This window comes from Ruminococcus sp. 210702-SL.1.03, from assembly GCF_020559915.1.
Classification (GTDB): domain Bacteria; phylum Bacillota; class Clostridia; order Oscillospirales; family Ruminococcaceae; genus YE71.
On sequence record NZ_JAJCLZ010000001.1, the window covers coordinates 193,715 to 220,708 of the forward strand.

General features: G+C 50.5%; 20 protein-coding genes. 5 read left to right on the top strand and 15 right to left on the bottom strand.

Annotation, left to right across the window (positions count from 1 at the left end; genetic code table 11):
- Positions 1–7 precede the first annotated feature (7 nt).
- A complete protein-coding gene (locus LI114_RS00905; protein WP_227218573.1) occupies positions 8–1,105 on the bottom strand; it encodes a metallophosphoesterase in 1,098 nt (365 codons plus the stop codon).
- Positions 1,106–1,403: 298 nt separating this feature from the next.
- Here LI114_RS00905 and LI114_RS00910 point away from each other — a divergent pair, with 298 nt between their 5' ends.
- The gene (locus LI114_RS00910; RefSeq protein ID WP_227218575.1) at positions 1,404–2,429 is read left to right on the top strand and encodes a hypothetical protein; all 1,026 of its coding nucleotides are present in this window, start codon (positions 1,404–1,406) and stop codon (positions 2,427–2,429) included.
- Between the two features lie 64 nt (positions 2,430–2,493).
- On the opposite strand, the gene LI114_RS00915 is transcribed toward LI114_RS00910, so the two are convergent.
- The 7 genes from LI114_RS00915 to LI114_RS00945 form a co-directional block, all read right to left on the bottom strand.
- Positions 2,494–4,572, bottom strand: a complete 2,079-nt coding sequence (locus tag LI114_RS00915; protein ID WP_227218576.1) for an elongation factor G — start codon at positions 4,570–4,572, stop codon at positions 2,494–2,496.
- Between the two features lie 213 nt (positions 4,573–4,785).
- Positions 4,786–4,956 carry a DUF362 domain-containing protein gene (locus LI114_RS00920; protein ID WP_022127250.1) on the bottom strand — a complete coding sequence of 57 codons (171 nt, stop codon included), beginning with the start codon at positions 4,954–4,956 and terminating at the stop codon, positions 4,786–4,788.
- A 135-nt stretch (positions 4,957–5,091) separates the two neighbouring features.
- Complete coding sequence (locus tag LI114_RS00925) at positions 5,092–6,834, bottom strand: beta-galactosidase (protein WP_413770888.1); 1,743 nt, start codon at positions 6,832–6,834, stop codon at positions 5,092–5,094.
- 142 nt (positions 6,835–6,976) lie between these two features.
- The gene (gene rplL, locus LI114_RS00930) at positions 6,977–7,348 is read right to left on the bottom strand and encodes a 50S ribosomal protein L7/L12 (RefSeq protein WP_022127249.1); all 372 of its coding nucleotides are present in this window, start codon (positions 7,346–7,348) and stop codon (positions 6,977–6,979) included.
- 76 nt (positions 7,349–7,424) lie between these two features.
- Positions 7,425–7,937, bottom strand: a complete 513-nt coding sequence (rplJ, locus tag LI114_RS00935; RefSeq protein WP_022127248.1) for a 50S ribosomal protein L10 — start codon at positions 7,935–7,937, stop codon at positions 7,425–7,427.
- A 224-nt stretch (positions 7,938–8,161) separates the two neighbouring features.
- A complete protein-coding gene (locus LI114_RS00940; protein ID WP_227218581.1) occupies positions 8,162–10,501 on the bottom strand; it encodes a diguanylate cyclase in 2,340 nt (779 codons plus the stop codon).
- A gap of 27 nt (positions 10,502–10,528) precedes the next feature.
- Positions 10,529–13,138 (bottom strand): EAL domain-containing protein, encoded by a 2,610-nt coding sequence (locus LI114_RS00945; protein ID WP_227218583.1) that lies wholly within the window; start codon positions 13,136–13,138, stop codon positions 10,529–10,531.
- A 650-nt stretch (positions 13,139–13,788) separates the two neighbouring features.
- Here LI114_RS00945 and pyrB point away from each other — a divergent pair.
- The 4 genes from pyrB to LI114_RS00965 all read left to right on the top strand — a co-directional run bounded on the left by pyrB (position 13,789) and on the right by LI114_RS00965 (position 18,852).
- Entirely contained in the window at positions 13,789–14,874 is a 1,086-nt protein-coding gene (gene pyrB / locus LI114_RS00950; RefSeq protein WP_227218585.1) for an aspartate carbamoyltransferase, read from the top strand.
- A gap of 20 nt (positions 14,875–14,894) precedes the next feature.
- The gene (locus LI114_RS00955) at positions 14,895–15,917 is read left to right on the top strand and encodes an N-acetylmuramoyl-L-alanine amidase (protein WP_227218587.1); all 1,023 of its coding nucleotides are present in this window, start codon (positions 14,895–14,897) and stop codon (positions 15,915–15,917) included.
- A 216-nt stretch (positions 15,918–16,133) separates the two neighbouring features.
- Positions 16,134–17,111, top strand: a complete 978-nt coding sequence (locus LI114_RS00960) for a hypothetical protein (protein WP_227218589.1) — start codon at positions 16,134–16,136, stop codon at positions 17,109–17,111.
- 154 nt (positions 17,112–17,265) lie between these two features.
- Positions 17,266–18,852 (top strand): cellulase family glycosylhydrolase, encoded by a 1,587-nt coding sequence (locus tag LI114_RS00965; protein ID WP_227218591.1) that lies wholly within the window; start codon positions 17,266–17,268, stop codon positions 18,850–18,852.
- Between the two features lie 41 nt (positions 18,853–18,893).
- Here the strand turns inward: LI114_RS00965 and tsaA are convergent, their stop codons facing one another.
- From tsaA to LI114_RS01000, 7 genes are all read right to left on the bottom strand, one after another.
- Positions 18,894–19,580 (bottom strand): tRNA (N6-threonylcarbamoyladenosine(37)-N6)-methyltransferase TrmO, encoded by a 687-nt coding sequence (gene tsaA, locus LI114_RS00970; protein WP_227218593.1) that lies wholly within the window; start codon positions 19,578–19,580, stop codon positions 18,894–18,896.
- A gap of 1 nt (position 19,581) precedes the next feature.
- The gene (locus LI114_RS00975; protein WP_227218595.1) at positions 19,582–21,174 is read right to left on the bottom strand and encodes an NAD(P)/FAD-dependent oxidoreductase; all 1,593 of its coding nucleotides are present in this window, start codon (positions 21,172–21,174) and stop codon (positions 19,582–19,584) included.
- 60 nt (positions 21,175–21,234) lie between these two features.
- Positions 21,235–22,554 carry a YbbR-like domain-containing protein gene (locus tag LI114_RS00980; RefSeq protein WP_227218597.1) on the bottom strand — a complete coding sequence of 440 codons (1,320 nt, stop codon included), beginning with the start codon at positions 22,552–22,554 and terminating at the stop codon, positions 21,235–21,237.
- Positions 22,542–23,429, bottom strand: a complete 888-nt coding sequence (gene cdaA / locus LI114_RS00985) for a diadenylate cyclase CdaA (RefSeq protein WP_022128369.1) — start codon at positions 23,427–23,429, stop codon at positions 22,542–22,544. The genes LI114_RS00980 and cdaA overlap by 13 nt, the downstream gene beginning before the upstream one ends.
- A gap of 214 nt (positions 23,430–23,643) precedes the next feature.
- A complete protein-coding gene (locus LI114_RS00990; RefSeq protein WP_227218599.1) occupies positions 23,644–24,918 on the bottom strand; it encodes an amidohydrolase in 1,275 nt (424 codons plus the stop codon).
- Between the two features lie 15 nt (positions 24,919–24,933).
- The gene (locus LI114_RS00995) at positions 24,934–25,905 is read right to left on the bottom strand and encodes a hypothetical protein (protein WP_227218601.1); all 972 of its coding nucleotides are present in this window, start codon (positions 25,903–25,905) and stop codon (positions 24,934–24,936) included.
- Complete coding sequence (locus LI114_RS01000; protein WP_227218603.1) at positions 25,902–26,963, bottom strand: hypothetical protein; 1,062 nt, start codon at positions 26,961–26,963, stop codon at positions 25,902–25,904. Before LI114_RS01000 ends, LI114_RS00995 begins: the two co-directional genes overlap by 4 nt.
- Between the last annotated feature and the right edge of the window lie 31 nt (positions 26,964–26,994).

A 26,994-nucleotide genomic window follows, 5' to 3' on the forward strand; every position in this document is an offset into this window, starting at 1 on the left:
CCTTTATTTATTTTTCTATTATCTCAGACGGCAGCCAGCCGACTGTAGAATTTTCAGTTATGACCAAAGCCATAGTTTCGTCCTCGTAAAAGACCGATACTTTCTCGCCCATTTTCACATTAGGAAAAGAGGATAAAAACTGATAAACGTGCGGCTTTTCATCAAAATAATATATCTCATGGCTGGGGATAAGCCCCTCGCCGCCTGTGTATTCATCTTTTACTTTAGTAAAATAGCCCTTTTTTTCAACGATAGATATGTCCTGCTTTTCCCAGTCGATATAAACAGGCTGACTATCGCTGTGATGATCTTTTATCACCGTTTTCTTTGGCACGTCGGTGTCCCAAATTACCTCATGAGAATATTCGTCGCCGCGCTTGTTTATCACAAGCATATTCATTTGGCAAGCCTCTTTGATAGAAAGACCGCCGTCGATACAGATCATATTCTTCCTGCTGTAGAATATCGGCAGATCTGTCACATTTGAGCGTCTGTAATTGTATGTAGGATAATGTCCGAACACAAGCTGTTTGCCCGTAGGGTTTTCTTTACGCAAAAACCACGGTACAGTTATTGCGTAAATATCATCTGTATTTCTCCAGTCAGGACGGTCTTCAAGCCCTGCGTGAACGAAAACATATTTTTCCGTTTCAAGGCATATAGGAAGATCTCTGACAAAAGTCAGCAGTTCCTCATATCTCTCAACAACTTTTTCTCTTATTTCAAGCCAATTGCCCTCCCAGCAGTCAACATACCCGAGGGTATTAGCCATTTGTCTGAAAGTATTATGTTCATTTCTATAAAACTGCTGCTGAAAGCGCTTAAAATCATAGTGATAAGCCATTCTAGAGCACATTATATCGTTATTGCCCATCAAACATACAGCCTTATCGCTTTTATCACAAAGTGCCTTGACATATTCAAGGGTCTTTATATTATCGCTACCGTGTTCCAGTATATCGCCAACGATAACAAGATAGTCGCTCTTCGGGTCATATCCCGCTTTTTTCAGCAGCTTATCCAAAAGCTGCCAATGAGTGTGGATATCGCTCACCGCAATTATCCTGCAATCTTCGGGCAGCGCCAGTTTTATTATCTTATCCATATATCTCCTCATATAATTCTTATTTATTATCAACCGTCATACAGTTTCTAGGCTGACAGTTATAGAGCTGACTGTCAACCTGCTAACAAGCATTATATCAGAATTGTTAGCAGATGTCAACGTCATTCTGCACAAATTTGAGTGACAGTTTTGTGAACTTTTCTAATTTCACATACCAAAACATGGATAAACCCAAGTTGATTTTTCACCTAAATTTCACGGTTCGGTTAATAGAATGTACATATGTATGTGTTATAATTTATTTGTATATTATTCCGAAGAGGGAGAATGAAAAAATATGAAAAAAATCGAAACCGAAGGGGAAAACGGCAAGCTGCTGCCCGACGATGATTTTGAATACGAAAAAAAGCTCGCCGAGGAGGAGCGCGAAAGGCAGGCGGAAGCGCAGGCTAAAGCCGAAGAGCGGCAGAAAGAACGCATACGCCGTGAGCGTGAAGCAAAGGCGGCGCGCGACCGCAAGATAGCGCAGGACAAGCTCGACCTCATGAAGATGAAAGCGGGCGTTGCCAGCGAAGAAGAGGAGATAAAGGAGGAGCACGAGGAAAAGCGAGTGCTCAGCGGCAAGGAAAAGCTCGCAAACTTCTGGTACCACGACAAGATGTGGATATGCTTCGGCATCTTTCTCGTGGCGGTGGCGGCGTTCCTCGTGGTGGACATCGTTACCCGCGAAAAGCCGGACATCACTGTAATGGTAATCGCGGACGACGGAATAGGTCAGCACAGCGATGAACTGAAAAAGCTTTTTGAGAAGTACACGCCCGATGTGAATGGCGACGGCGAGGTGCACGTTTCCATAATGAACATACCGCTGAACGATTATTCAAACGACCCGACTTACAGCACCAACAGCACGAAATTTTACGCAAATCTGCAAGAGGGCGACGTAATAATGGTCATCACCGACTCGAACACCGACCCCGGCTTGCAGGCGCTGATGAAGGATGACCTGACGAAAGACCTGCCCGACAACAAGTACATCGACAGCGACGGACTTTCGCTGAACTTCGGCTTCCTCGCTAAAGAGCTGAATTTTGACGATATGCCGAACGACCTGCATTTATGTCTGCGCCGACCTGTTGCTACGCTGGGCGACTCGCTGGAGAAAATGCAGGAAAGCTACGACATTTACTACGAAATTTTCGAGAAAATGGCGAACGACCTTGCCGAGCAGGCGGAGGAGCTTGACGACAAGGGTCTTACCACCGAACCTATCGACCTAAAGACGAAATACCCCGCGGCTTTTACGGAAGCTGAGTCGAAGTCGGAAAGCGAAGGCTCTGACGAAAAGAGCGGCGCTGAATAAATTTACGCAAACAAAAACGCAGGAGCGGCAAAACTCCTGCGTTATTTTTATGCTGTTTTGATTTTTAACCTGCGAAATTCTTTGCGATAACTTCGGCAACGAGGTTTTCGGGGAGGCGGTCGTAACGCGCCTGCTCTAGGGTGAAAGTGCCCTGACCCTGAGTCATTTGGCGGAGGGTGAGAGTGAAATCGCTCATCTCAGCCATCGGCACTTCTGCGGTGACCTCAGTCATGCCCTTTTCCTCAGAGGGGATCATGCCCATAACTCTGCCGCGGCGCTTATTAAGCTCGCCGATAACGTCGCCTGTTTTATCATCGGGAACTGTAACGGTGAGGTTGCCGACCGGCTCGAGCAGCATAGGCTCGGCCTGCGGGATACCCTCTTTGAAAGCGAGAGCCGCCGCCGTCTTGAACGACATTTCGGAGGAGTCAACGGGGTGGTAAGAGCCATCGACCAGAATCGCTTTTACGCCGACCACGGGGAAGCCCGCCAGCACGCCGTGCTTCACGCACTCCTGCAAGCCTTTTTCTACCGCGGGGAAATAGTTTTTGGGAACAGCGCCGCCGAAAACGCGCTCTTCAAATATCAGCTCATCGGAAATGCAAGGCTCAAACTCTATCCAAACATCGCCGAACTGACCGTGACCGCCCGACTGCTTCTTGTATCTGCCCTGCGCCTTGACCTTCTTGCGGATAGTTTCCTTATAGGCGACCTTGGGCACGGAGGTGGTGACGTCAACGCCGAAATCGCGCTTTAATCTGCCGACGGTGGAGTCGAGGTGCAGACCGCCTAGAGTGGTGAGTATCATTTCGAGGGTATCGGGCTCTTGCTCATATTTCAGCGACATATCCTCTTCCAGCAGGCGGGATATTGCCGAGCTTATCTTGCTTTCATCGCTCTGCGAAACTGCCTTTAGCGCTACGCGGTAGGTCGGCGCGGGGAATTTCGGTACAGCGTATGAGATAACGCGGGCGGGGTCGCAGAGAGTATCGCCCGTATGCGCCGAAAGTTTCACGGCGGCGCAAATATCGCCGCAGCCTACTTCCGCAGTTTCGATCTGCTTCTTGCCCTCTAGGAAGAAGAGTTTTCCGACCTTTTCGCTTACGCCGGTAGCGGCGTTCACGACCTCGGTATTGCTCTTGAGAGTGCCCGACTGCACGCGGATATACGAAAGCTTGCCGACGAACGGATCAGCCACTGTCTTGAAAACTATCGCGCTGAGCGGTGCGGCGCTTTCGCAGATGATACTGCAAGGCGTGCCGTCTGCGGAAATTGCGGGCTTATCCTCTTTTTCAGCGGGGGCAGGCAGGAGAAGAGTTATCTCTTTCATCAGCATATCCACGCCCGCCATAGTAGCCGCGGAAACGCAGGTCACGGGGAGAATTATGCCCTCGTTCACGCCCTTATGTATGCCGTCGATAAGCTCTTTCTGCGTGAAAGCCTCGCCCGAGAAGAACTTTTCAAATAGCGCCTCGTCAGTTTCGGCAACGGCCTCGGAAACAGCTTCGATAAGACCGTCGATGCGGTAGCCCATCTTTTCGCTGACTTCGGCGGTAGGCATATCTGTTTCAACAGCCTTGCCGTCAACGTATTTATAAGCTTTCATCTCGATAAGATTTACGAACGAAACTATCTTTCTGTCGGCGATGACGGGGACTACGACGGGACACACGGCGGGGCCGAACTCGGTCTTTAGCTGCGTGAGCACGTTATTGAAGTTGGCATTTTCATCGTCGAGCTTGGTAACTACGAACATCGCGGGCTTGCCCATTTTCTTGGCGTAATTGTAAGCCTTATGCGTGCCGACCTTTACGCCCGACTTGCCCGATACAGTTATCATGCAGCAGCCGCAGGCGGAAATACCCTCTACCATCGACTGTTCGCAGTCGAAAAGGCCGGGGGTGTCGAGCAGGTTTACCTTAAAGCCGTCGCGCTCATAGAACGAAAGCGAGGTGTAGACCGAGCCTTTGCGCTTTATCTCTTCGGCGGTATAGTCAGAAACGGTAGTGCCGTCGGCGACCTTGCCCAAACGGTCGGTAACGCCCGCCGCGTAAAGCAGCGTTTCGGTAAGAGTAGTCTTGCCCGAACCTGCGTGGCCCGCTATCGCAATATTTTTGATCTGTGTATTATCGTAGTTTTTCAAAGTGATTCGCTCCCTCATTATATGGATTACACGGCTAAAGGGCGGCATAGTTATGTGCATAATAGCCTAAAGTTTTCAACCGTATGTATACATTATATATCATATAACCATATTTGTCAATAGGGATTTTTGTAATTTTAGTAAAAACTACGCAAAAAAGCAGACCTCTCATGCTCTGAGCAAGAAAGGTCTGCCAATATGTACCTAATATTATTAGTCAGCGTTAGGTGCGCCGACGGGACATACGCCTGCGCAAGAACCGCAGTCGATGCAGGTATCTGCGTCGATAACGTACTTTCCGTCTCCTTCAGAAATAGCGCTAACGGGGCACTGGTCTGCACAAGCGCCGCAAGCGATGCAATCGTCACTGATCTTATAAGCCATAGTGATTAGCCTCCTTTATAATATTTCCGAGAGGTACTTCTCTCTACTCTATATTATAACACATTCCGGGCGGATTTCAAGACCCGCGGGCAATTTCTCACACAAATTTAATCTTTTATACACATTACATCAACATCATGAAAGAGAAGGTTCGCCGCATAAGCGGATAGTTTCCGCAGCTTTTCCCTCGCTCTCAAAAATCACGATAGTGTTTCTGCCCTTTTTGAGAAGCGGTGCGGGAAGATACAGCCGCCGCTGCGGGCCTATCTCCCAAAATCTGCCCAGGTTAAAGCCGTTTACAAACGCCGCGCCCTTGCCAAAGCCATCGGTATCCAAAAAAGTATCCGCAGGCTCTTCAATATCAAGCTCGAATTTGTAAAATGCCGGCACACCCTCTGTATAGCCGCTTTCAAAATCAATATTGGCGATCTGCTTTTCATCGAGCGGCAGAGGGAACATCTCAAAGCCAAAATACCTATGACCGTTTATCACTGCCCCGCCGAGTATGCCCTTTCGCTGATTTTCAAGACCTGTGCCGAAGTTTTCCCTGCCGATATTCTCAACAAGCAGCTCTACACTTCCTCCGCTGCTTTTTTCGGGAAATTCAAACTGCTCGCCAATATTTTCAGCAAAAGCAGTAAAAGCGTATCTGCCGTTTCTGAAAGCCTGAACTCTGTCCGCCGCGTTTTCACATCTGGCATTTTCAGCCAGCTCATTTTCGCGCAGCTTAATGCGGTAAAGCACATAGCCGTAATAGCAGTCAAGCTCCTCAAAGCTCAGCGGATACGGCGAAACAACAGGCTCTGCCAGCTTTAAAAGCGTGCTGAAAAGATCTGTCTTGGCGCAGCACCTTATTTTTCCGAAGTCCGCACGCTTGATATTTGACGAAAGCGGGATCTCTTTCACATCAGTATACTTTGCGATGACCTCTTTGCAGAGAGCGTATTTTTCTGTGAGCCTGCCGTCCTCGGTGAGCGGAGCGTCATATTCGTAAGAGGTAACGTCGGCTGTCCTGCTTCCGCAGTTTCTGCCTGCCATAAATCCAAAATTCGTACCGCCCTCAAACATATAGAAATTCGCGCTGCCCCTTTTCAGCAGCTCGTCAAGCTCGTGCGCCGCCTTTTCGGGCTCGGTAGTATGGTGCTCTCCGCCCCATGCGTCAAACCAGCCGTTCCAAAATTCCATGCACATAAGCGGACGTTTCTCGCCGATAAAGCGCTTCATTTCTCCGAACTGCCACTCCGCCGCAGAACCGAAGTTGCCTGTCGGCAGAGCGCCGTCTGTCATACCGGACTTAAATACCGCCTCGCTCCACGGACCGTCAGAGGTAACTAACGGCACGGTAATATCTAGTTCACGCATAGTATCTCGCAAGAAATCGAGATAGGCTGTATCGTTGCCGTAATACCCGTATTCATTTTCTATCTGCATGAGAATGATATTTCCGCCTCGGTCGCACTGATACGGCGCAAGCTTTGGCATAAGCACCTTGTAGTAATCCCTAACTGCGTCGAGATACGGCTGATACGAGCAGCGCAGGCGCATTTTCGGGTCTTTGAGCAGCCATGCCGGCAGCCCGCCGAACTCCCATTCTGAGCATATATACGGCGAGGGTCTTATTATGATATAAAGCCCCAGCTGCTGCGCCGTTTCTATAAAGCGGCAAACATCGTGCATACCCTCCCAGTGATACTCGCCCTTTTTAGGCTCTTGAAAATTCCAAGGGATATACGTTTCCACAGTGTTGCAGCCTATATTGACGAGCTTTTCTAGCCTATCGCGCCAATATTCCGGAACGGTACGGAAGTAATGCACCGCGCCGGATATTATTTTAAACGGCTTCCCGTCTAAATAAAAATCATCTTTGATTTCAAACATAATCATGCACCTCGCTGTATTTGTCGGTATTTTAAACGCCTATACAATTATATAACAAATAAGCTGCCTTGTCAATAAAAAAACACACATGAGCCGTATGACCCATGTGTGTTATGTTTACAAGCTGATATTCAAGCAATAATTACTTGAGCTCAACAGTAGCGCCGGCAGCCTCGAGCTGTGCCTTAAGATCCTCAGCCTCTGCCTTGGAAACGCCTTCCTTGATAGCCTTAGGAGCCTCTTCAACGAGAGCCTTAGCCTCTTTCAGGCCCAGACCGGTGATGGTCTTAACAGCCTTGATAACGCCCATCTTAGCGTCGCCGAAGGAAGCGAGGATAACGTCGAACTCAGTCTTCTCTGCCTCAGCAGGAGCAGCACCGCCGGCAGCAGGGCCAGCAGCGATAGCAGCGGTAACACCGAACTCTTCCTGGATAGCGTCTACAAGCTCAGAAAGCTCGAGAACGGACATAGTCTTGATCTCTTCAATCATGTTAGTAATTTTTTCAGATGCCATGATAATTTTCTCCTTTAACATTTAATTTAAGTTATTTACGCGGCTGTATCATGCCGCAGACTTGGGCTGAAAGCTATTAAGCAGCTTCTTCGGACTTCTTGTCCGCAACAGCCTTGAGCGTAGCAGCGAGCTTGGTGAGAGGTCCCTGGAGGGAGCCGACCAGCTGTGCCAGCAGAGTTTCCTTGGAAGGAATCTTGGAAAGAGCGGTAACGCCTGCCTTATCGTATACGGTAGTACCGATGAAGCCTGCCTTCAGCTCGAACTTAGCGTCGCCGAAGTCGTCAGCGAACTTGCCCAGGATTCTTGCAGGAGCGGTCTCATCGTCGTTAGAGATCGCGATAGCGGTAGCGCCGTTGAGCACGTCGTCAAGACCTTCGATGCCTGCCTCCTTGAATGCAAGGCGGAGCATGGTGTTCTTTTCTACGAAGTACTGCACGTTGTTCTCGCGCATTTCGCGGCGGAGCTTGGTGTCCTCCTCTACGGTGATACCCTCGTAATCTACGAGAGCGCCCGAGCAGGAGTTCTTCAGCAGCTCAGCGAGAGCGGCTACTTTTTCCTTCTTGGAAGCCAGAATCTTTTCACTTGCCATTATGATTTCACCTCACGAAATTAAAAATAGCAAACGCAATAAAGAAAATCCTCTTTCTGATCGCAGACCAAAAAGAGGAACAAGTTAGCAAAATAAATATCATTGCCACAATCCTCGGTCGGGCTTACCTTTATGCCGACTGTCTTTAGATCACGAATGCTTATATATTATACCACCATACCCGCCCATTGTCAAGGGCGCTTTTGACGCAAAACGTAAATTTTTTATGAACATTCGCTTTTCAGTATAGGTTTCTTGTGTTTCTTCTGTTCGTAAAGCAGCGCGTCGGCGTGGCTGAGCAGTTCGGTTATCTCCACCGTGCCTGTGCAGACGAATGAATAAACGCCTACGCTGATATGCACGATATACGGCTTATCGGCGGCGTGCAGGGCGTTATAGCGTTCGGAAACGCTCTCGATATAGTCGCGCAGACGTGGTATATCTACCATTCCGTGTAGGAAAGCGCACACAGCAAACTCATCGCCGCCTATCCTTCCGACTATCTCGTTATCGCCGAAAGATTCTTTGAGTATCTCGGCGGCGGAGCGTATAGCGAAATCGCCCTCTTCGTGACCGAACCGGTCGTTGATGGTTTTTAGGCAGTCGAGGTCGGCGAATACCATTATAGCCTCTGCGCCGTCGTTCGCGTCATCGCTGAGGCGTTTTCTAAGCTCTTCAAAGAAACCGCGGCGGTTGAAGCAGCCGGTAAGCTCATCCTGACGGGAAAGGTCGCTGAGAAGCTGGTTATATTCCTTGATCTCGATAAGGCTCTTTTGCAGATTTTTCCTCGTTACCGCCTGCTGTTTCATCAGCATGATTATTTTCAGCGCAGCGCAGAGCTGTACTGTTACAGACTGTATATAGTGAAAATACTCGTGTTTCAGCTCGCACATCAGCACGCCGTAATGCTCTTCGTTTGAGAAAAGCGGCGATACCACCATCGAGAAGCGGCGGTCCTGCGGGAGAAATTTGTTTGAGAATATCTGGTCTGAGGGGATATCCTGCTCTTCGGGCGGGAGGATTACAGCTTCCGCACCGTTGTGGTAAGATTTCAGCTTTATGGTCTTCGGCGGCTTCCACTTATCCGTTTTGAGGTTTATAACTGCGGAATCGTAGCTGAAAAGATAGCTGGAGTCCATATGAAGGCGGGTAAGCTTATCCACCACCGACTCGTAGGCGCGGTCGTCGTAAGCTTCAAAAACGAGCATATCGCGGGTTATCGAGTTGGTCTGCCATGTGAGGAAATAGTTATCCTCAAGCTTTGCCTTGCAGTAAGCAGAGTTTCGCTCTGAGATTATTTTGTAGAGCTGCAAAAACAGTCTGTTTAGCCGCATATGGTCAGCAGGGTCGCTGAGCTTTTTGATGAATATCTGATTCACATATTCCAGCACGGCGAAAAGCGTATCAGAGTTTATAAAGTTGAAAAACTTTTCGTCTGAGAGCGAGTCTGAGCTTTCAAGAACTTTTTCTCGCATAGATTCATCACAGATATTCTCGGCATTACAGTAACCGCGCAGAGTGTGCAGCCAAGCGGAAAAGCCGCGGCGCAGCACCGCGGTATCCTCGCTGGTGCGGTATTTATCAAAAAGCAGAGCGCTTATCCGTTCGTCAAAATCTTCGGAATCTTCCGATATATCGCCAAGCGTAAGAGAGCGCAAGCGCGGATTTCCCTGACAGCCGCAGGAATTGCGGCATACCATTGAGGAAGGCACCATTTCATTTTCCATAGCGCCGTTTACAATGTACTTCACCGCTTCGATAACGGCGTTATAGCCAAGCTCGGCCGGGTCGGCTTTTACGGTAGTGAGATGTGGTATCAGCTCTTCGGCGACGGGGTCATCGTCGAAGCCTGTAACGAAAACATCCTTGCCGGGTCGTATCCCGCGCTGTTCCATAGCTTTATAGCCTGCTGCCGCCATCTGGTCGTTCGCAAAAACGAGTGCTTCGATGTCAGGATTATTATCAAGCAGCTCGCCCACTTCGTTTACAACGTACTTTGAAAAATTGCCATATCCCACACGCTTATCATCATAGAGAATACCGTGTTTTTCCAGCACTTCTTTATAAACGTTAAGGCGCTCCTGCGCGTCCTGGCTTGTCTTAGGGCCGCTCATAAAGCCTATCCTGCGGCAGCCGTGCACCGTTATAAGGTGCTCTATCGCGTCGGCAAGACCTGTGCGGTTATCCAGCATGACGCATGGGTAGCCGTCAACGCGCGCGGTGATGGTTATTACGGGAGTGCTGCCGAATTTTTTCAGAAACTCGGCTTTTCTATCCTTATCAAGATGGCTGCCGAGAGTGCCTATCAGCACAAGCAAAACATCGAATTTATTCTGCGCCGCCATATCAAAGAGGGTGTTATATTGATATTCATATTCTGTACGCAACTTATCGGCATACACTCCGTCAACGTATCTGCCGGGGAATATAACAAGGTTAACGTCTGCCTGCTCAGCACCTATCATAGCGCCCTCGCAGACCTGATCGTCAAAGTCCTCTTCCAGATGGCTGACGAGCAGACCGACCTTTATTCTTCTGCGTTTTACCGATTTATTGTTATCCATGAACCGAGCCTCCTGACTGATATGTGCTCATTCGTTTATACTGATATACTGTACGCCGCCATCGTAGATAAGGCTGCCGTTTTTGCTGCCTGCGCCGAAGCCGTTGTCAGTATGGAAAGTGATATTCAGTTCGCTGTTTCTGATGGCAACGTCGCCGCTGCCCTCTGCGTCGCCTATGCCCGTGGTTATGCCGCCCTCGCAGTACAGCCGAAAAACTGAGTCGTCGGCATCGATCTTCATATCGCCGCCGCGAGTACCGATACAGGCGAGGTTTCTGCCGCGCAGCACCATATTCATTCTGCCGGCGCAGATGTCTACGCTGCCCTTTCCCTCGCTCTCTACGCCTATTCCCGTCTGCATATTGCCTGCGAAATTGGCTTCAAGGCTGTAATTTTTGAGCGACACGTCAGCCGAGCCGTTTACCGAGCCGATGCCGACCGAATGTACGGCGGACATTTTGAAATTTAGATTACAATCGCTCAGCTCAATATCGGCGTGCTCATTAAAGCAGCCTACGCCCAGACAAACATCGCCCGTGCAGGCTATGCTTACAGCACCTGAAATAATGCGTATCTTGGTATTCTTTGAATTTTTGCCGCCGCCTATCGCCACACATTCATCGCCGTTAGCGCAAACTTCCAGTTCGCCCGTCATCTCTACCGTGATATTGCCCGCACTGTGCTGGCAGTCGTTGCCGATAGCGTAGCAGCTGCGCGCCTCAGCAAGTATTTTCAAATCGCCCGAACCTTTTATAAGTAAGGAAGAGCTTGATGGCACATATATGCCGCGATGTTCAAAGCAGTTATTTCCTGTACAAATAAACTCGACTTCAGAATTATTTCCGATCTGTACCAGCGGTTCTGAATTACTGGCTATAAGGTTTACAGACTTTATAACTATAGTGCTTTTTTTGCCGTCTTTTACTATTATAGAAACAGCAGCAGGCTTTTCAAGTCCGAAACCATCTATCACTGCATTTGAAACAGCTATGAAAATATGCGTATAATTTTTTGATACCAGCTTTGCGAGGTCAACTATTTCGTTTTCTGAAACATGGTAGATCTTGCGCGTGCCATTGCCAGTTTCCTGACTGAATTTCACGATCTCGTTCTTTATGTTGGAAGAGATCTCGCGGAGCAGCACGGGTTTTGGGCGGGAAACGTAGTAGCCCTGTATGTAATCCGCGCCGAAAGCTATCATAGTGTGCAGCTCTTCGCGCGTTTCTACGCCCTCTGCCAAAGCCAGATAGCCGCTGGCGTGCAGAAAGTCGATGATACCCGAAACTATCTGCTGCATTTTTAAATTCGAGTCGATATTTGTTATGAGCGAGCGGTCTATCTTTACTATATCGGGGTCGTACCGCAGCAGGTTCGAGGTATTGGAATAGCCAGTGCCGTAATCGTCGATGGCGAGGTGCATATGGTTGTCCTTCATCCTTCTGTGTATGCGCTCAAGGCTCTCATCGGTGATCTCGGTCTGCTCGGTAAGCTCTATTACCACCTTTTCCATAAGCTCGCCGTAATCAGCCGTTATAGCCGCGAAATCATCGTCCTTGAGCATATGCGCAGTAATGGAGTTCACATAAAGCGACCTGCCCTCAAATTCCGACTGGTGCTCGCTGAGATATTTCATCGTATTAGATATGGTAGCCCTTTCAATATCGTAAAGTCTGCCGTAGCGCTCGGCGTAATCGAGTATCTGAAAAGGATTCAAGCCTATCTCCTGCGGGGTACGCATGAGGGCTTCGTAAGCGAGAATATCGCCGGTAGAAGCGCTTACTATCGGCTGGAAGTGGTATGTAAAAAGGTTATCGTCCAGCAGTTCGGAGAAAGCGCGGATATTTACAAATTCATTTTTCTGATGCTCGTACTTTTCGGGCGTGAAGATGCAGTAGCTTCCCGCGCCCTTCGCCTGCGCCTCATAAAGCGCACAGCCCGCGGCGTGCATGAACATCGAGGCTTTTTCAAAGCCCACGCCGTAGCCCATGGTCACGGTCACCGACTGGCGCTGGAAAGAGCTGCCGTCGATGTGCATAGCGGCTATACCGCTGCGCACGGTGTCTTTGAACTCGCGCGCGAATTTATCAGCGTCGCCATGGAAATCTTTGATATATATCCAATATTTATTGCCCGAGTAAACGGATATGCCCGTCTTATCTTTATATTCGCCGAGCGCCTGATATATTACCGAAGAAACGCGCACGTCGCCGCGGTATCTGTTCTCTACGCCGTCGATATTGATGAGCGCTAAGAGTATGCTGCCGATATTATCATTTATAATGTCGATAAGCTCGTTCTGTGAAACTGACGGCAGCAGGCCCGAAGGCTTTATTCTGGTATTTTCGCTCTCGATATACACCACGCCCGCTTTAACACCCTCGGGGGCTTCTACGGGTCTTATCCGCAGCGGAGAGATAGTGGTAACGTCAGAGAAATACGCCTGTAAAGTTTCAATAAGCTGCGTGCCCGTAGCGTCTGCATCAAGCCCCAAAATACGCCTTGCGTTGGAATCGATAAGGAAATTTTCACCTTCTACAAGAAAAGCTCCTATATCTGTAACGGCGGAGGTTATTGCCGTCCAAGCCGTGCCGAAAATTTCATCCCAGAGCTTTTTACAGCTTTCATTTGTCATTATCATAATTCACCCCTGTATGTTCTGCCGTATGTTTCCCGCAAAAGATCCGTGCGGCAAAAGTCAACTATACATATAGTATATCACATATTTTCAATCAAAGCAATATTTTTTCGTAAAATTTATGCAATTATCACGAATACGCAAAAAAGCCCCGCAGCCGAGCGAAGCTTTTTTCTTTTTTGTTATTTTTTGTAGTTTGTTCCTTCTCTTATTCCAATCATTTCTATTTATAGTTTTATTTTACTCCACGTTTTTCGACATTCTGCGAAGCGGTCGGGATTTCGGCAGCCGCCGCAAAAAGCCCCTCGGCGTAACTGCTTAGACCGGTCATATCAGTCATATCATCATCTCCCCCGGGGGTATCTTTATAATTTTTATTTTTTATGGGTATCACTTTTATATAAAACTCTTTCATAAAAAAATTACTTTCACTTAATAATAACAAAACAAGGCGAAAAAGACGAGTATTTTTGATTAACTTTTTGTTAAGTTTATATTAAAGCTGACATTTCAAAAAGAGAAATATCATTTAATTCTCACACTCTTGCACTTGCAATTGTGCTGACGTTGTGATATAATTAGAGATGATGAATTTTTAGGGCGATATTTGTAAAAAACGAATCGTCTAAATGACTGAAAGGCAGTGTTTGTTTATGTCGAACTACGAGCAGAGGATAAACCTTATTGACCTTAACGATTACCCCGTTTCATGGTGGAATCAGCTTTTGGCGCTTGCGCACGAGATACGCGAGAACCCTGAAGCCTACGCAAAAGTATGCGACGGAAAAATAATGGGTACGCTTTTTTACGAGCCTTCCACCAGAACGCAGATGTCGTTCCAGACGGCTATGCTGCGGCTGGGCGGCACTATAATAGGCTTTGACAACCCCGCGACCTCCTCGGTAGCGAAGGGCGAGAACATAAAGGACACTACTAAGATAGTTTCGGGCTACGCAGACATAATGGTAATGCGCCACCCTACCGAAGGCTCGGTAAAGGCGGCGGCGCTGACGGCCGACTGCCCCGTTGTCAACGCGGGCGACGGCGGACACCTGCACCCCACCCAGACGCTCACCGACCTCTTTACGCTAAAAGAAGAGAAAGGCTCGCTGGAGGGGCTGACGATAGGCTTCTGCGGCGACCTCAAAAACGGCAGGACAGTACACTCGCTGATAAAGGCCATGACCTGCTACAAGGGCAGCAAATTCGTGCTGATCTCTACCCCCGACCTCGCGCTTCCCGCCTATATAAAGGACATACTCGCGGCAGGCGGATTTGAATACAGCGAGGTAAGCTCGCTTGACGAAGCCATCGGCGGACTGGACGTTCTCTACATGACGCGCATACAGCAGGAGCGCTTCGCGAGCCATGAGGAATACCTAAAGCAAAAGGGCAACTACATTCTCGACAAGGATAAAATGAGCCGCGCTAAGGAAAGCATGATAGTGCTGCACCCGCTGCCGAGAGTAGACGAGATAGCGATAGAGGTAGACGACGATCCGCGCGCTATGTACTTCAAGCAGGCTAAGTACGGAATGTACATACGCATGGCGCTGATACTGACTATACTGCGCGGGAACGGCACGCCTGCGCCGCTGATAAGGGGCAGAGAGCACAAGCACGTTGAGTGCTCTAATCCGGGCTGCATAACCCACCGCGAAACATATCTGCCGCACTACTTCGCCGGCTCGGGCGACATACTCACCTGCGAATACTGCGACAACCGCACGCTTATCTGAAAGGAGCAGACTTTAACCAAATGGCTGAAAGACAGACGGCTGAGCAGATAGCTGAACACCGCGTAGTTTCTGTGCAATGGCAAGGCAGGACAAAGTACACATATTACGACGACGGGATAGTAAAAATAACGCGCTACAAAAAGCGAAAGGTATACTGGGGCAGGATATTCGCCGCGCTGGTGATATTCGTACTGCTGGCAGCGGGCATAGTGCAGCTTATAAAGGCGGCGCTGACGGCTTTTGCCAACGACAAGACCGAAATACAGGTAAATTCATCGCTGGCGGCTACATATTCCGCCGAGGAGAGCGCTGCCGAGCCTGCCGTTACTGATGAAAGCTCGGCGGCGGACAGCACATCGAGCACGGCGGACAGCGCGGCTGAGCCTGCGTACAGCAACATGAATTTCACCGTATGCATAGACCCCGGCCACGGCGACTACGACAAGGGCGCTGTCACGAGCGACGAAAAGTACGAATCAGACCAAGACCTAGAGATAGGTTTGAAAGTCAAAGAGTATCTCGAGAGCTGCGGAGTTTCGGTGATAATGACCCGCTCGGAGGACGTGCAGGTATCGCTTTCAGAGCGGTGCGCCATTGCAAATCAGGGCAGTGCGGACTTTTTCGTATCTCTGCACCGCAACAGCGTTTCGGACAACGCGAGCGAATCGGGCGTTGAGATATGGGTGAACAGCAATCAGCCGCAGTACGACACGGCGCTGGCGCAAAACATACTCACAGCACTCGGCACGGCGGGCATCTCGCAGGACAGGGGCGTAAAGTACGGTTACAGCGGCTGGAGCGATCAGAATTATCAGGTGAACATGGACACGGTCATGCCGAGCTGCCTGATAGAACTGGGGTTTATGACCAACGACACCGACAACGAGCTTTTTGAAACGAAGCAGACCGAGTACGCAAAAGCCATCGGCGACGGAATAATCAAAACAGCGATAGACTTAGGCGTTTGCGCCGAGGACGGCACGAGAAAACTAAGCGAGCAGCTGCTGTCAGACAGCAAGGCGAACGTAACGCAGCAATATTAACGTCAAAATATACGGACTGAGCGGCTGAGATATGCCGCTTTTTTCGGCATTATGTAAACGTTTAACTGCGTGGCATATTGACGATTTGAACATTTTCGGGTTACGAGAGGGTTACAATTTCAGCAATATTTTAAAATCAGCTTGACAAATATGAATTTTTATTGTAAAATTAAATATAGATATTTATTCGCAATATAATAAAAGGGGTTAGATGATATGATTTTTAAAAGAGTGCTTTCTGCATTCGCAGCCGCAGCTGCTGTGCTGACATTTTCGGCAGGTACGGTTTTTGCCGACGACGCCAAAGATGAAAAGCCTGTTATAAAATTCGAGGCTGACGGAACTATGCTTTCGGCTGACAACGTTCCGGCCATTTCTTTCGACACTGAGAAATACAAAGACTATGTACACCTAACGCGCGACGCCGACAAGGCGGGCATAAAGCTGGCGCAGGACAAGGACACCTATTATCAGGGCGCTTCGATGAAAGTTTCGGCATCTACCGACGGCGTAGACGGCTACTTCAACTGCTCTGGCATGGCGCGCGACGACGACAACAACCTGCTTTTCCCCGACGCTCCCGAAACGGAAGACACGAGCAGCGTCAGCATAATCGGTTTTGAGCTTGAAGCGAAAGATTTTGGGCTGACCTGTTTCGACGGCTGCATGGTAACATTTGCTTACCGCCTTACCGACGCGGACGAAAAGGCACTGATGGGCAAATCGGCTTGGGTATACCCTGCTGACGAGGACAATGTGCGCGTTTCCGACATGGCAACGCAGCTAAAGGTAAACACCACCACGCAGAACAACATCTCGCAGTACCAGAAAGCATTCGTTACCGTAGGCGAAGAGCGCAGCGCTACCAAGATAATATTCGACATACCGACCTCCGATGCTGTTAAAGGCACGGTTTTCTACATCGACAACATCACGATACAGCTTCCGGACAATATAGGCGACAAGAAATACATCAAGAACCTCGACGGCTACAACGAAAACGCTGAGCCGCGCGAGATAATCGAAGAGCTTCAGGTAACCAAGAAGGGCAACACCATCTCTACCGAGTCTGAGGCTGAAAAGTCGAGCAGCAAGACCAGCCCGCTGATATTCGTAATAATCGGCGTTGCGGTGGTAGTAGTTGCAGGCGCGGTATTCTTCATAATAAAGAAACTCCGCAACAGATTCTATTGATAACTTAACAAAAACAGCTTCCCGCTGTGCTGAAAAATGCACGGCGGGAATTTTTATCGCAAATCCACAAAAAGTGCTTTACAATGTGAGAATAATATGTTATAATAGTGATAACAAGCTGATACATTCGGCAGATAAGGGAGGAAATCAAAAAATGTCTGTAATAAAAAAAGCACGCGGAGCGGCGGCGGCGCTGCTGGCGGCGGCTGTACTGGCTGCCGGCGGAGCGGGCGGACTGGCGCAGAGCTTCACACCGATAAGCGCTTCGGCTAACGGATACTACCGCGTTGCGGGAAAATCGCTGAGCGGCTGCAAGGCTAAGCTCGGAGCGACGAAATTTAAATACACGGGCAAGGCGATAAGGCCGACGATAACCGTTACGGACGGCGCGAAAAAGCTGACATACGGCACCGACTACACGCTCACCTACTCGAACAACGTGAAAGTCGGCACGGGAAAAGTTACCGTAAAGGGCAAGGGCAGCTACAGCGGCAGCAAAACGCTGAGCTTCACCATAATACCGAAATCAGTAAAGAACCTGAGCGCAAAGGCGGGCGAAACGAGCATAAAGCTGAGCTGGAAAAAAGTTCACACCAGCAGCGGCTACAAGATCTACCGCCTAGACCCCGCGACCAAAAAGTACAAGGGAATCAAAAACATAAGCTCGCGCACGACTGTCAGCTACACCAACACGGGACTGACCTCGAACAAAGAGTACACCTACCGCGTAAAGGCTTACATGAACGTAGGCGGCAGGGTGATCTTAGGAAACTCGGAGCAGGTGACGGCTAAGACAAAAAAGGCTTCCACCCCCCTCGCGGCGAACGGCAAGCTGAAAGTCAGCGGCGCGAACATCGTCAACAGATCGGGCAAGAAATTTCAGATACGCGGAATGAGCACTCACGGCATAATGTGGGAAGATTTTTCCGACATACTCAACACGGCTTCGCTCAAAACCCTGCGTGACGACTGGGGCGTGAACACGATACGCATTGCGATGTACACCGAGGAGTACGGCGGCTACACCACCGGCTCGACATTCGCGGCGCAGGCTAAGGCGAAGGTGAACACTGGCGTGAAAAACGCGACCGACCTCGGAATGTACGTCATCATTGACTGGCACGTTCTGCACGACCAAAATCCGCAGAACCACCAAAGCGAGGCGGTATCCTTCTTCACCGAAATGGCAAAGAAATACAAGAATTACGACAACGTGATCTACGAGATCTGCAACGAGCCGAACGGCAAAGTAAACTGGAACTCGAACATAAAGCCATACGCCGAGGCGGTAACTAAGGCGATACGCAAGTACGACAGCGACGCGATAATAATCGTCGGCACGGGCACATGGAGCCAGGACATCGACCAAGCGGCGAACAACAGGCTTTCGGACAAAAACACCGTTTACGCGCTGCATTTCTACGCTGGCACGCACGGCGACTGGCTGCGCAACAGATTCAGCAACTGCTATGCTAAGGGGCTGCCTATACTGGTTTCGGAATTCGGCACATGCGACGCTTCGGGCAACGGCGGATTCAACGCGGCGGCTACAAAAACATGGCTCCAACTGCTCGACAGCAAAAACGTCGGCTACATTAACTGGTCGGCTTGCGGCAAGAGCGAAACGGCTTCGGCATTCAAGCCGGGCACGAACCTCAAGGCTATCAAGAGAGGCACTTCGCAGCTTACAGAAAGCGGCAAGCTGATACGCTCGTACTACCGCACACGCGCGGGCAAATAAAAAATCAACGGCAGTTCAAAGCGAGCTGCCGTTTTTTTACATCATATAACATTTTTCACCGTGAGCACGCCGCCGCTGACGGTGAATTTTATTTCCAGACCAGCGAAAGTGAAGCCGTAGACGCGCTCGGGGTCGTGCTGATAGGCGGGGCGGGGGTCTTGCGCGAGAACGGCTTTCAGCGCCGCGAGTTTTTCAGACGGCACACGGTCGGCTAGGTGCGGTGGTATTTCGACCGCCAGCGAGTGGCCCTCATGCTCTTTTGCGAAACCGCCGAGCGCTTCGGGGCGGCAGTCGGCGATGGGCAGGTAGGGCTTTACGTCGAGTATCGGCGTGCCGTTCATGAGGTCAGCGCCCGCAACATTCAGCACCATGCCGTGCGGCGTTTTTTCGACCGAAACGAGCCGCACGCAGGAAAGCCCTATCGCGTTCGGGCGAAATGGCGAGCGGGTCGCGAAAACGCCCATGCGCTTGTTTCCGCCCAGCCGCGGCGGGCGAACAGTCGGCGACCAGCCCTCGCGCTCGGCTTCGGAAAACAGCCATATCAGCCAAAGGTGCGAGAAGCCCTCTATGCCGCGAAGCGCTTCGGGGTCGCGGTACTGCGGTTCGAAAACCACCCTGCCGCGCAGCTCGTCAACCAGCCCGCTTTGGCGCGGTATACCGAATTTCGCGGGAAAATCGGTTTCGATATGCGCTATTATTTTCGCGGAATATGTTTCCAATTCTTTCATTTCAGACCTCCTGCGGGGCGTAAGTTTCGGCTATCTGCCGCGCGACGCGCATTCCGTCCGCCGCCGCAGACATTATCCCGCCAGCGTAGCCCGCGCCCTCGCCGCAGGGGTAGAGGTTGGCAGCCTCAGCAGTTGCAGAATTTTCCAAACGTGGTATGCGTATCGGCGAGCTTGTGCGCGTTTCGGGAGCGGTCAGTACTGCGCCCATATCGCCGTAGCAGTGCATTTTGCCTGCAAAATTGTGCAAACCGACCTCGAGCATATCAGTCACGAACCTCGGAAAAAGGTCGCGCAGTTCGCAGGCGGCAAGCCCGCGCTGGTAAGTCGGCGTGACGGAAGCGCCTTTCAGCGTCGGCTTGCCAGAGAGAAAACCGCCGACGGTGGTGGCGGGTGCGGCGTAACCGCCGGTCATTTCAAAAGCGCGCCGCTCGATCGACCGGGCGAAATCGCAGCCCGCAAACACGCCGCTGCCGAAATCTGACGGAGATACCGACACCGCGATTGCCGCGTTTGCATTTTCGCCGTTTCGCGTAAACTCACTCATGCCATTTGTTACCACGCCGCCGTGCTCGCTCGCCGCCGCTACCACCGTTCCGCCGGGGCACATACAAAATGTGTAAACTCCCCTACCCTCGGCGTTGCGGTGTGAGAGCTGATATTCGCCGACGGGCAGCAGCGGATTGCCTGCGTGCACGCCGTAAAGCGACTCGTTGACGGCGGTCTGCCTATGCTCGATGCGCACGCCGACCGAGAAAGGCTTCGGCTGCATGATTATACCGCTGTTATCCAGCAAATGGAACGTTTCGCGTGCAGAATGTCCGCAGGCAACTACCAGTGCGGCGCAGCGCTCCTCACCGCGCGCACTTTTCACCGACCATATCTCGCCGCCGCGCATGGTAATACCTGTCAGCGGGGTTTCAAAGCATATCTCGCCGCCGAGCGCGATTATCTCGCGGCGTATATTTTTCACGACCGTTTTGAGCACGTCCGTGCCGATGTGCGGCTTGGCTTTCGCGAGTATCGAGCTGTCCGCGCCGAAGCGTGCGAAGTCCTGTAAAATGCTGCGGCAGAGGGGGTCTTTTATGCGCGTGGTCAGCTTGCCGTCGGAAAAAGTGCCCGCGCCGCCCTCGCCGAACTGAACGTTGCTGTTTTCATCAAGCTCGCCGCCCGCCCAAAAAGCCTCGACCTTTTGCGTGCGCTTATCGACCTCCGCGCCCTTTTCAAGCACCAGCGGACGGTAGCCGCAGCGCGCCAAAGTCAGCGCGCAGAACATTCCCGCAGGGCCGAAGCCAGCTACTACCGTTCTGCCCTCTCGCTTTTTATCGGAAAAATTCGGCTGAGCAGGTTCGTCCGCGATACGACAAAAGCCTTTTTTCGCGCAAAGGCGCTGCTCTTCCGCTGGGTCGGCAAGCTCGAAATAGACCGAGTGGACGAAGTGGATATTGCTGCGTTTGCGGGCGTCGAGCGAGGTCTTGTGAATATCCGCCGACTTTATTTTATCGGGTGAAATGCCGCAAAGCCTGCGCGCTTTTTCAATCACCTCGCGCTTATCGGCGCTGACGGGAGCTGCTATCTGATTAACGGTAAAACCCATATTTTTCTCCTTTTCAAAAACACTGGGAACCGCATTTTTGCTGCGATTCCCGTGCTTAGATCAATCATTTTTCGTGCTTTCCGAGCTGTCGGAAACGTTTATAACTACCTCGTGCGTGCCGATATTCCAAATATTGTGATAACTGCCCGAGTAGATCACGACTTCGTGCGAGATCGAGCCGTTTGCGGAAATATCGCTGAGGTCTATCTCCGCCGTGAGGTCGGAAACTTTCAGCTTTTCGATGTATTCCTTCGGGCCGATCATGGTAACGTTTGTTATCTGGTCGCTCTCGGCGGCAACTTCCTTGCCTTCGGGAACGTTTTTGTACTGGATATTTTTTGTCGGTATCTGGAAAGTGCGCTTATCGTAGGTGCTGGAGTCAATGCTCAGCTCTATCTGATCTACGCCCGACTGATTTATCTCGCCCGCCGAAAGCAGCGAATCTATATCGAATTTATTGCGCTGACCGGGGATAAGCTTGTAAAGCGAAACTGCTTTAAGCTTGATGTCCTCGGTGCTCGCCGCGTCCAGCTGAGGCGTTATGATGCTCAAGCTCTCGGGATTGATATTCAGCGGAAGGCTCGATGTATCAAAGCCGGGCGGAACGTCGGTATACTCTACCGAGATCTGCGCGGTTATCTTCTTATAGACAACGAAATTTATGTCCGCCTTTTTCGCCGAGAGCGTGTAATTTGAGCTGTCGAGCAGGTTATCATCGGCGTCATAGAAGAGCAGCGAGTCGGTAGAAACGGTGGTGTCCTCGTCGATGACGCGGCTCTCGGCGTAAACGGCTACAACTCTGTCGATACGCTCAAGCTCGTTCTCGGGGCCGCTGACCTCTATCTTTTCGGGCGAGGCGGTGCTCTCTTTAAGGGTGTAACCCTCGGCTGCCGAAACGTTCGGCGCGGAGATCTGGAGTCCGAAACTTGCGGAGTCGATGCGGTCGAACTTCACCTCTACCGTTTCGGGCGTTACGGAAATAACGCTGCATTTATCGGCGGAGTGTGCAGATTTTACATCTATCTCCAGCTCGTAAGTGCCCTCTTTGTTTACCGAGTCGAGGTTTACCGTCGCGATAAGGTCGCTGGCGGTGTATGTGCCTATCTCGTAGTTCATGCCCTGTATCTCGACATCTACGGAAATATCCTTATAGCCGAGCGCGCTCAGGCCCTTAGTTTCAGCGGTAGTGCCGTGCATCGAGAAATCTACGGGGACATTGGTTATCGTTTTATTTACAGTGGGGTACTGGGTTATCGAAAGTGCGAACCAAATTATTATCGCTATGATGACCGCAGTTATTTTCAGCACAAAATCCGAAAGCTCTTTGCGTGGCCCGCCGCTGCGTTTTTCGGACTTTTTCTCTTGGGTCATTTTTTCCATTTTGAGATCATCCTTCCCGCAAAGTTTGTAGGCTCGCTTTCAGACTGCGTTTCGGGGATAAGGCGGTTTTTCAGCAGCTTCGCCAAACTTTCCTTAGAAAAACCGCGGGTAAGTTCGCCATTTTCGGCAACGGAGATAGTGCCCGTTTCCTCGCTGACTACTATTACGATAGCGTCGCTGTTTTCGCTCATGCCGATAGCCGCGCGGTGGCGCGAGCCGAGCTGTTTTGCAACAAGTTCCTCTTTCTGCGGCTTTGGCAGAAAGCAGCCCGCAGCAAGTATCCTGCCGTCGCGCATTATTACTGCGCCGTCGTGCAGAGGTGTGTTCGGGTAAAATATATTGCCGAATACTGCGGCGCTTGGGGTACAGTTGAGAATAGTTCCCGTATCTATCTGCTCGCCGAGACGCGTTTTGCGCTCGCAGATTATCAGCGCGCCGGTACAGGTCGCCGAGAGGTTCTGCACCGCTTCACAGATGGCGTTTATCGCGGGAGTCCATATCTCGTCGCTGTCGCCGCTGTCGGAAGATGGTATAAAGCTAAGGTCGGAAAGTTTAGCGCGACCTATTTTTTCTATCATTCTGCGCAGCTCGGGCTGGAAAAGTATAACAAGCGCGAGCAGACCCCACTGAAAACAGCTTTTCAGCAAAAATCTGATAGTCTGCAAGCTGAAAATTATGGAGATCACGTAGAAAATTATCAGCAGGAAAATTCCCTGTACGAGCTGAAGAGCGCGGGTCTCGCGGATCAGCTTTATAGCGTGGTATATTATGAACGAGAGTATCGCGATGTCGATAACGTCGTTTATTCCGATGGATATGAATACGCCCCAGATGGCGTTTAAAAAATCGCCGAAGCTTTTTATTGTATCAAACATAGGTACATTCGCTCCTTGCAAGTTTGGGTTTGAAAAACTAGCTGTTTAAAAATCTTATTATTCCGATTTATAAAAACAACTTTTCATAATATATTCTACCACATTTTCGAGCCGAGTGCAAGGCATAATTGAAATTTTTTTATAAAAAATGCGCGGCTTTTTTCACCGCGCAAGTATGACTATTTTCAAATATTTGTTTGACTGCCGATATTCGTCATTTCATCGAAGCGATTATCTCGTTCGCGCGCGAATAGATGCGCTCCGCCTCTTCGCCGACGAAAAATTCGCCGTTTTCATAGAGCACTTTTCCTGCGCACATCGTCAGCTTCACGTTCTCTTTGCTGCCGCTGTAAACTATGTTGTTTGCGATGCTGTTTAGCGGCTGCATATTCGGGCGGTGCAGGTCTATCACGATAAGGTCAGCCTGCTTGCCCTCGGCGATGATGTCGCAGTCTTCAAGACCCATAGCGTGCGCCGAGCCTACCGTAGCGGCTTTCAGCACCATGCCTGCGGGGCAGGCAGCCGCGTCTTTCAGGCTGAGCTTTTGCAGCGCCGTCATTAAGAACATCTCGCGGAACATATCTAAGCAGTTGTTGCTGGAGGGGCCGTCTGTACCGATAGCCAGCTTCACGCCGTTTTCCGCCATTTTGCAGATAGGCGCTATGCCGCTCGCAAGCTTTGAGTTCGAGCCGGGGCAGGTAACGGCGTAAACTCCTCTCTCACGGAATATCTCAATATCGCGGTCGTCCATATGAACGCAGTGGAAGCCCGCTCCGCCGAAATCGTAGATGCCTAAGCTGTCAAAAAGCTGAGTAGGCGTTTTGCCATATTTTTCTATACACTCGCGAACCTCTTTTTCCGTTTCGGAATTATGCACCGATACGGGCAGGCGGTATTTGCGCGCCATTTCGCCCAAGCCCTCCATAAGCTCAAAGTCTGCGGTGTACTCGGCGTGGAAGCCTAAGCGGTACGAGATTAGCGGATGCATACCGTTGAACTTTTTCATGTAGCCCTCCAGCCGCACGAGGTTCGACTTATCGCCCGAGACAGAGCCGCAGAGGACGGTTCTGAAACCGCTCTCGATATTCGCGCGAACGTAATGATCCGGCTCGAAATACATATCGAAAGAAGCGGTGACGCCGGTGGTGAGGTACTCGAGTATCGCGAGCTTGCTCAGCCAGTATATGTCGTCGCCGGTAAGCTTCGCCTCCATTGGGAATACCTTTTCAAAGAGCCACTCTTGCAGCGGGTAGTCATCGGCGTAGGAGCGCAGGAAGGTCATTGCCGAGTGGGTATGCGCATTTTTGAAAGAGGGCATGAGCAGATTGCCGTTTAGGTCATACTCTTTTTCAAACGCGGTGTTTTTCAGCTTTTCATCATCTGGCGTACCGACGAAAGCTATCTTATCGCCGTCAGTCCATACCTCGCACTCGCGTATCTTCCCGCCCTCAGCCATTGTGAGAACTCTGCCGTTTTTAAATCTTATCATTTCATCAATTCCTTATCAATAATCGTAATCGCTGTCTTCGATCTTTTTGCCCCACATCTCCCGCAGGTCGCCGTTATATCTATCAGTGAAAGTATCGGAAGAGATCATATCGGGATACTGCCCCATAAGCTTTTCATCGGGCGATTTGCGCCACTGCACCGTATAGCTGCCGTAGTAGCTGTAATCATAGTCAAGTTCGCCCTTGATGATCCTGACGTAGCCCTCGTTAAGCCCGCTTTCGTTTATCTTCTTCGCAAGCTCGGCCTTTTCTCCCGAGTATTTTTCGGGGTGGGCGCAGTCGATATCGCCCTCCAGCTCGCCAAATACCACCGCGCTGGCATTGCCCTGTATCTCCTGATCTGACATGTAGCTCTGCACAACGCTGTAAGCGATCTTGGCGTTAGAGTTAGCGGAGGAAAGCTTTGCCTTCGCCGTGTAATCGAGCACGCTTGAAACTACGGTAGGCATAGTGAGCATATCGCCGCCGACTATGCACCATTTGCCGTCGGCTTTCGCGATGGTAACGCCGTATGTCATTGAAAGATCGTCCTCGCTGCTTTTCGCCGAAAGCTTGAAATCGGCGTAGTACGCCTGCTTTATATCTATCTCAACGCCAATGTCGGAGTAGAAATCGTCGAGCGTTTCGCGCTGTTTTTTATCCAGCTTTTTATGACCCAGCAGCTTTACTTTCAGCTTGTAATCATCGTCATTCAGAAACTCGCCCAAGCCATCCTCGGAAGCGCTTGAAAGAGAATCGTCCATATCGTCGTAATCATCGTCGGAAAGCTCCATTTTTTCCACCAAAGCGTCGGGCAGGGCTTCTAGCATCTCGCGCGAATCGGCGGCGGTAAAGCCGTTGATAATATGGCGGAAAGGCGTTTTAAGACGCAGGTATATGGGCAGCTTTATTGCTGTTATCACTGCGATCATCACCAAGATAACAGCCGCCGCGATTATGATATACTTCTTAACGTTCTGCATTTTCATCTCAGCGCGCCCCCTTTCGCATCTGAAAAGTTTTTGGAGTAGGAAAAGTAGTGGTAATCATCAGAATGATCGTAATCATCGTTGCTGTCGTCTTTGTCGGGATCAAAACCGCCGAGCATGCCGAAGTCGTTATCATCGGAATAATTCGACGAAGCAACCAACTTTGCGAGATACTCAAAAGAGGTATCCAGCGGGCTGTACTGAGAATAATCGCTGATAAGCTCGTTGAAATCAACCAGTTTCCAGCCGTCGGAAGTCTTGCCGACCGAAATATTCATCGTGATATAAGCTTCGTAGCCGTTATCGCCCTCAACGGTAAAGCGCACGTCGGCGCTGTAACACTTTTTCATATCGAGGTCAAAGTCGGCTTCCTCATAAAGCTCGTTTATGCGGTCAAGGCTGTCGCCCTTTACCTTTTTATAATCGAGAATCTTGTGCGAAACGGTGAAGCTGCCGTCGAAGCCTGCCTGCTCGGCGTATTCGTCGACAGCGTCCTGCATATCGTCCTCGGCTTCGTCTATATCGTCGCTATCGGCAGTATCGGCAATATCGTCGGGCAGGGCTTCGAGCATACGCTCAACGTCGCAGTCCTCCAGTCCCTCTTCGATAGCTTTGAGCGGCTTGCCGATATTGTGATTTTTTATAGCGTTCGTAAGTCCCGCGGCTGCGGCTATCACCACAACGAGCGCGGCGGCGCAGGCGGCGAGCTTTTTCACCGAGAACGCTTTTCCCTTTAGCTTCACAGCGCCCGCAACGCTTTCCGCGAAGCTTTTGGCGGCAAATTTAAGGTCGTTGCCCTTAGCGCGAATATCTTCGGCGTAAGGCGCAGGCTGAGGGGGCACGTTCGGCGCAGGCGGAACCGGCGGCTCGGGTGGAACGGACGGCTCGGGCGCGGGTTTTGGCTCGGGCGCGGGCGGCACATCGGCGTAATCGGTAGACTCTCTGCCCAGCAAAAAGGGCTTATCATCCGCCGTATCGGCAGGGGCGGTGGGTCTGCCGCAGGTGGAGCACTTCTCTGCCCCATCGCGCAGGAAAGCCCCGCAAAAGTTGCATATCATATTCAATTTTCCTCCCTATAATTTTGTTCAA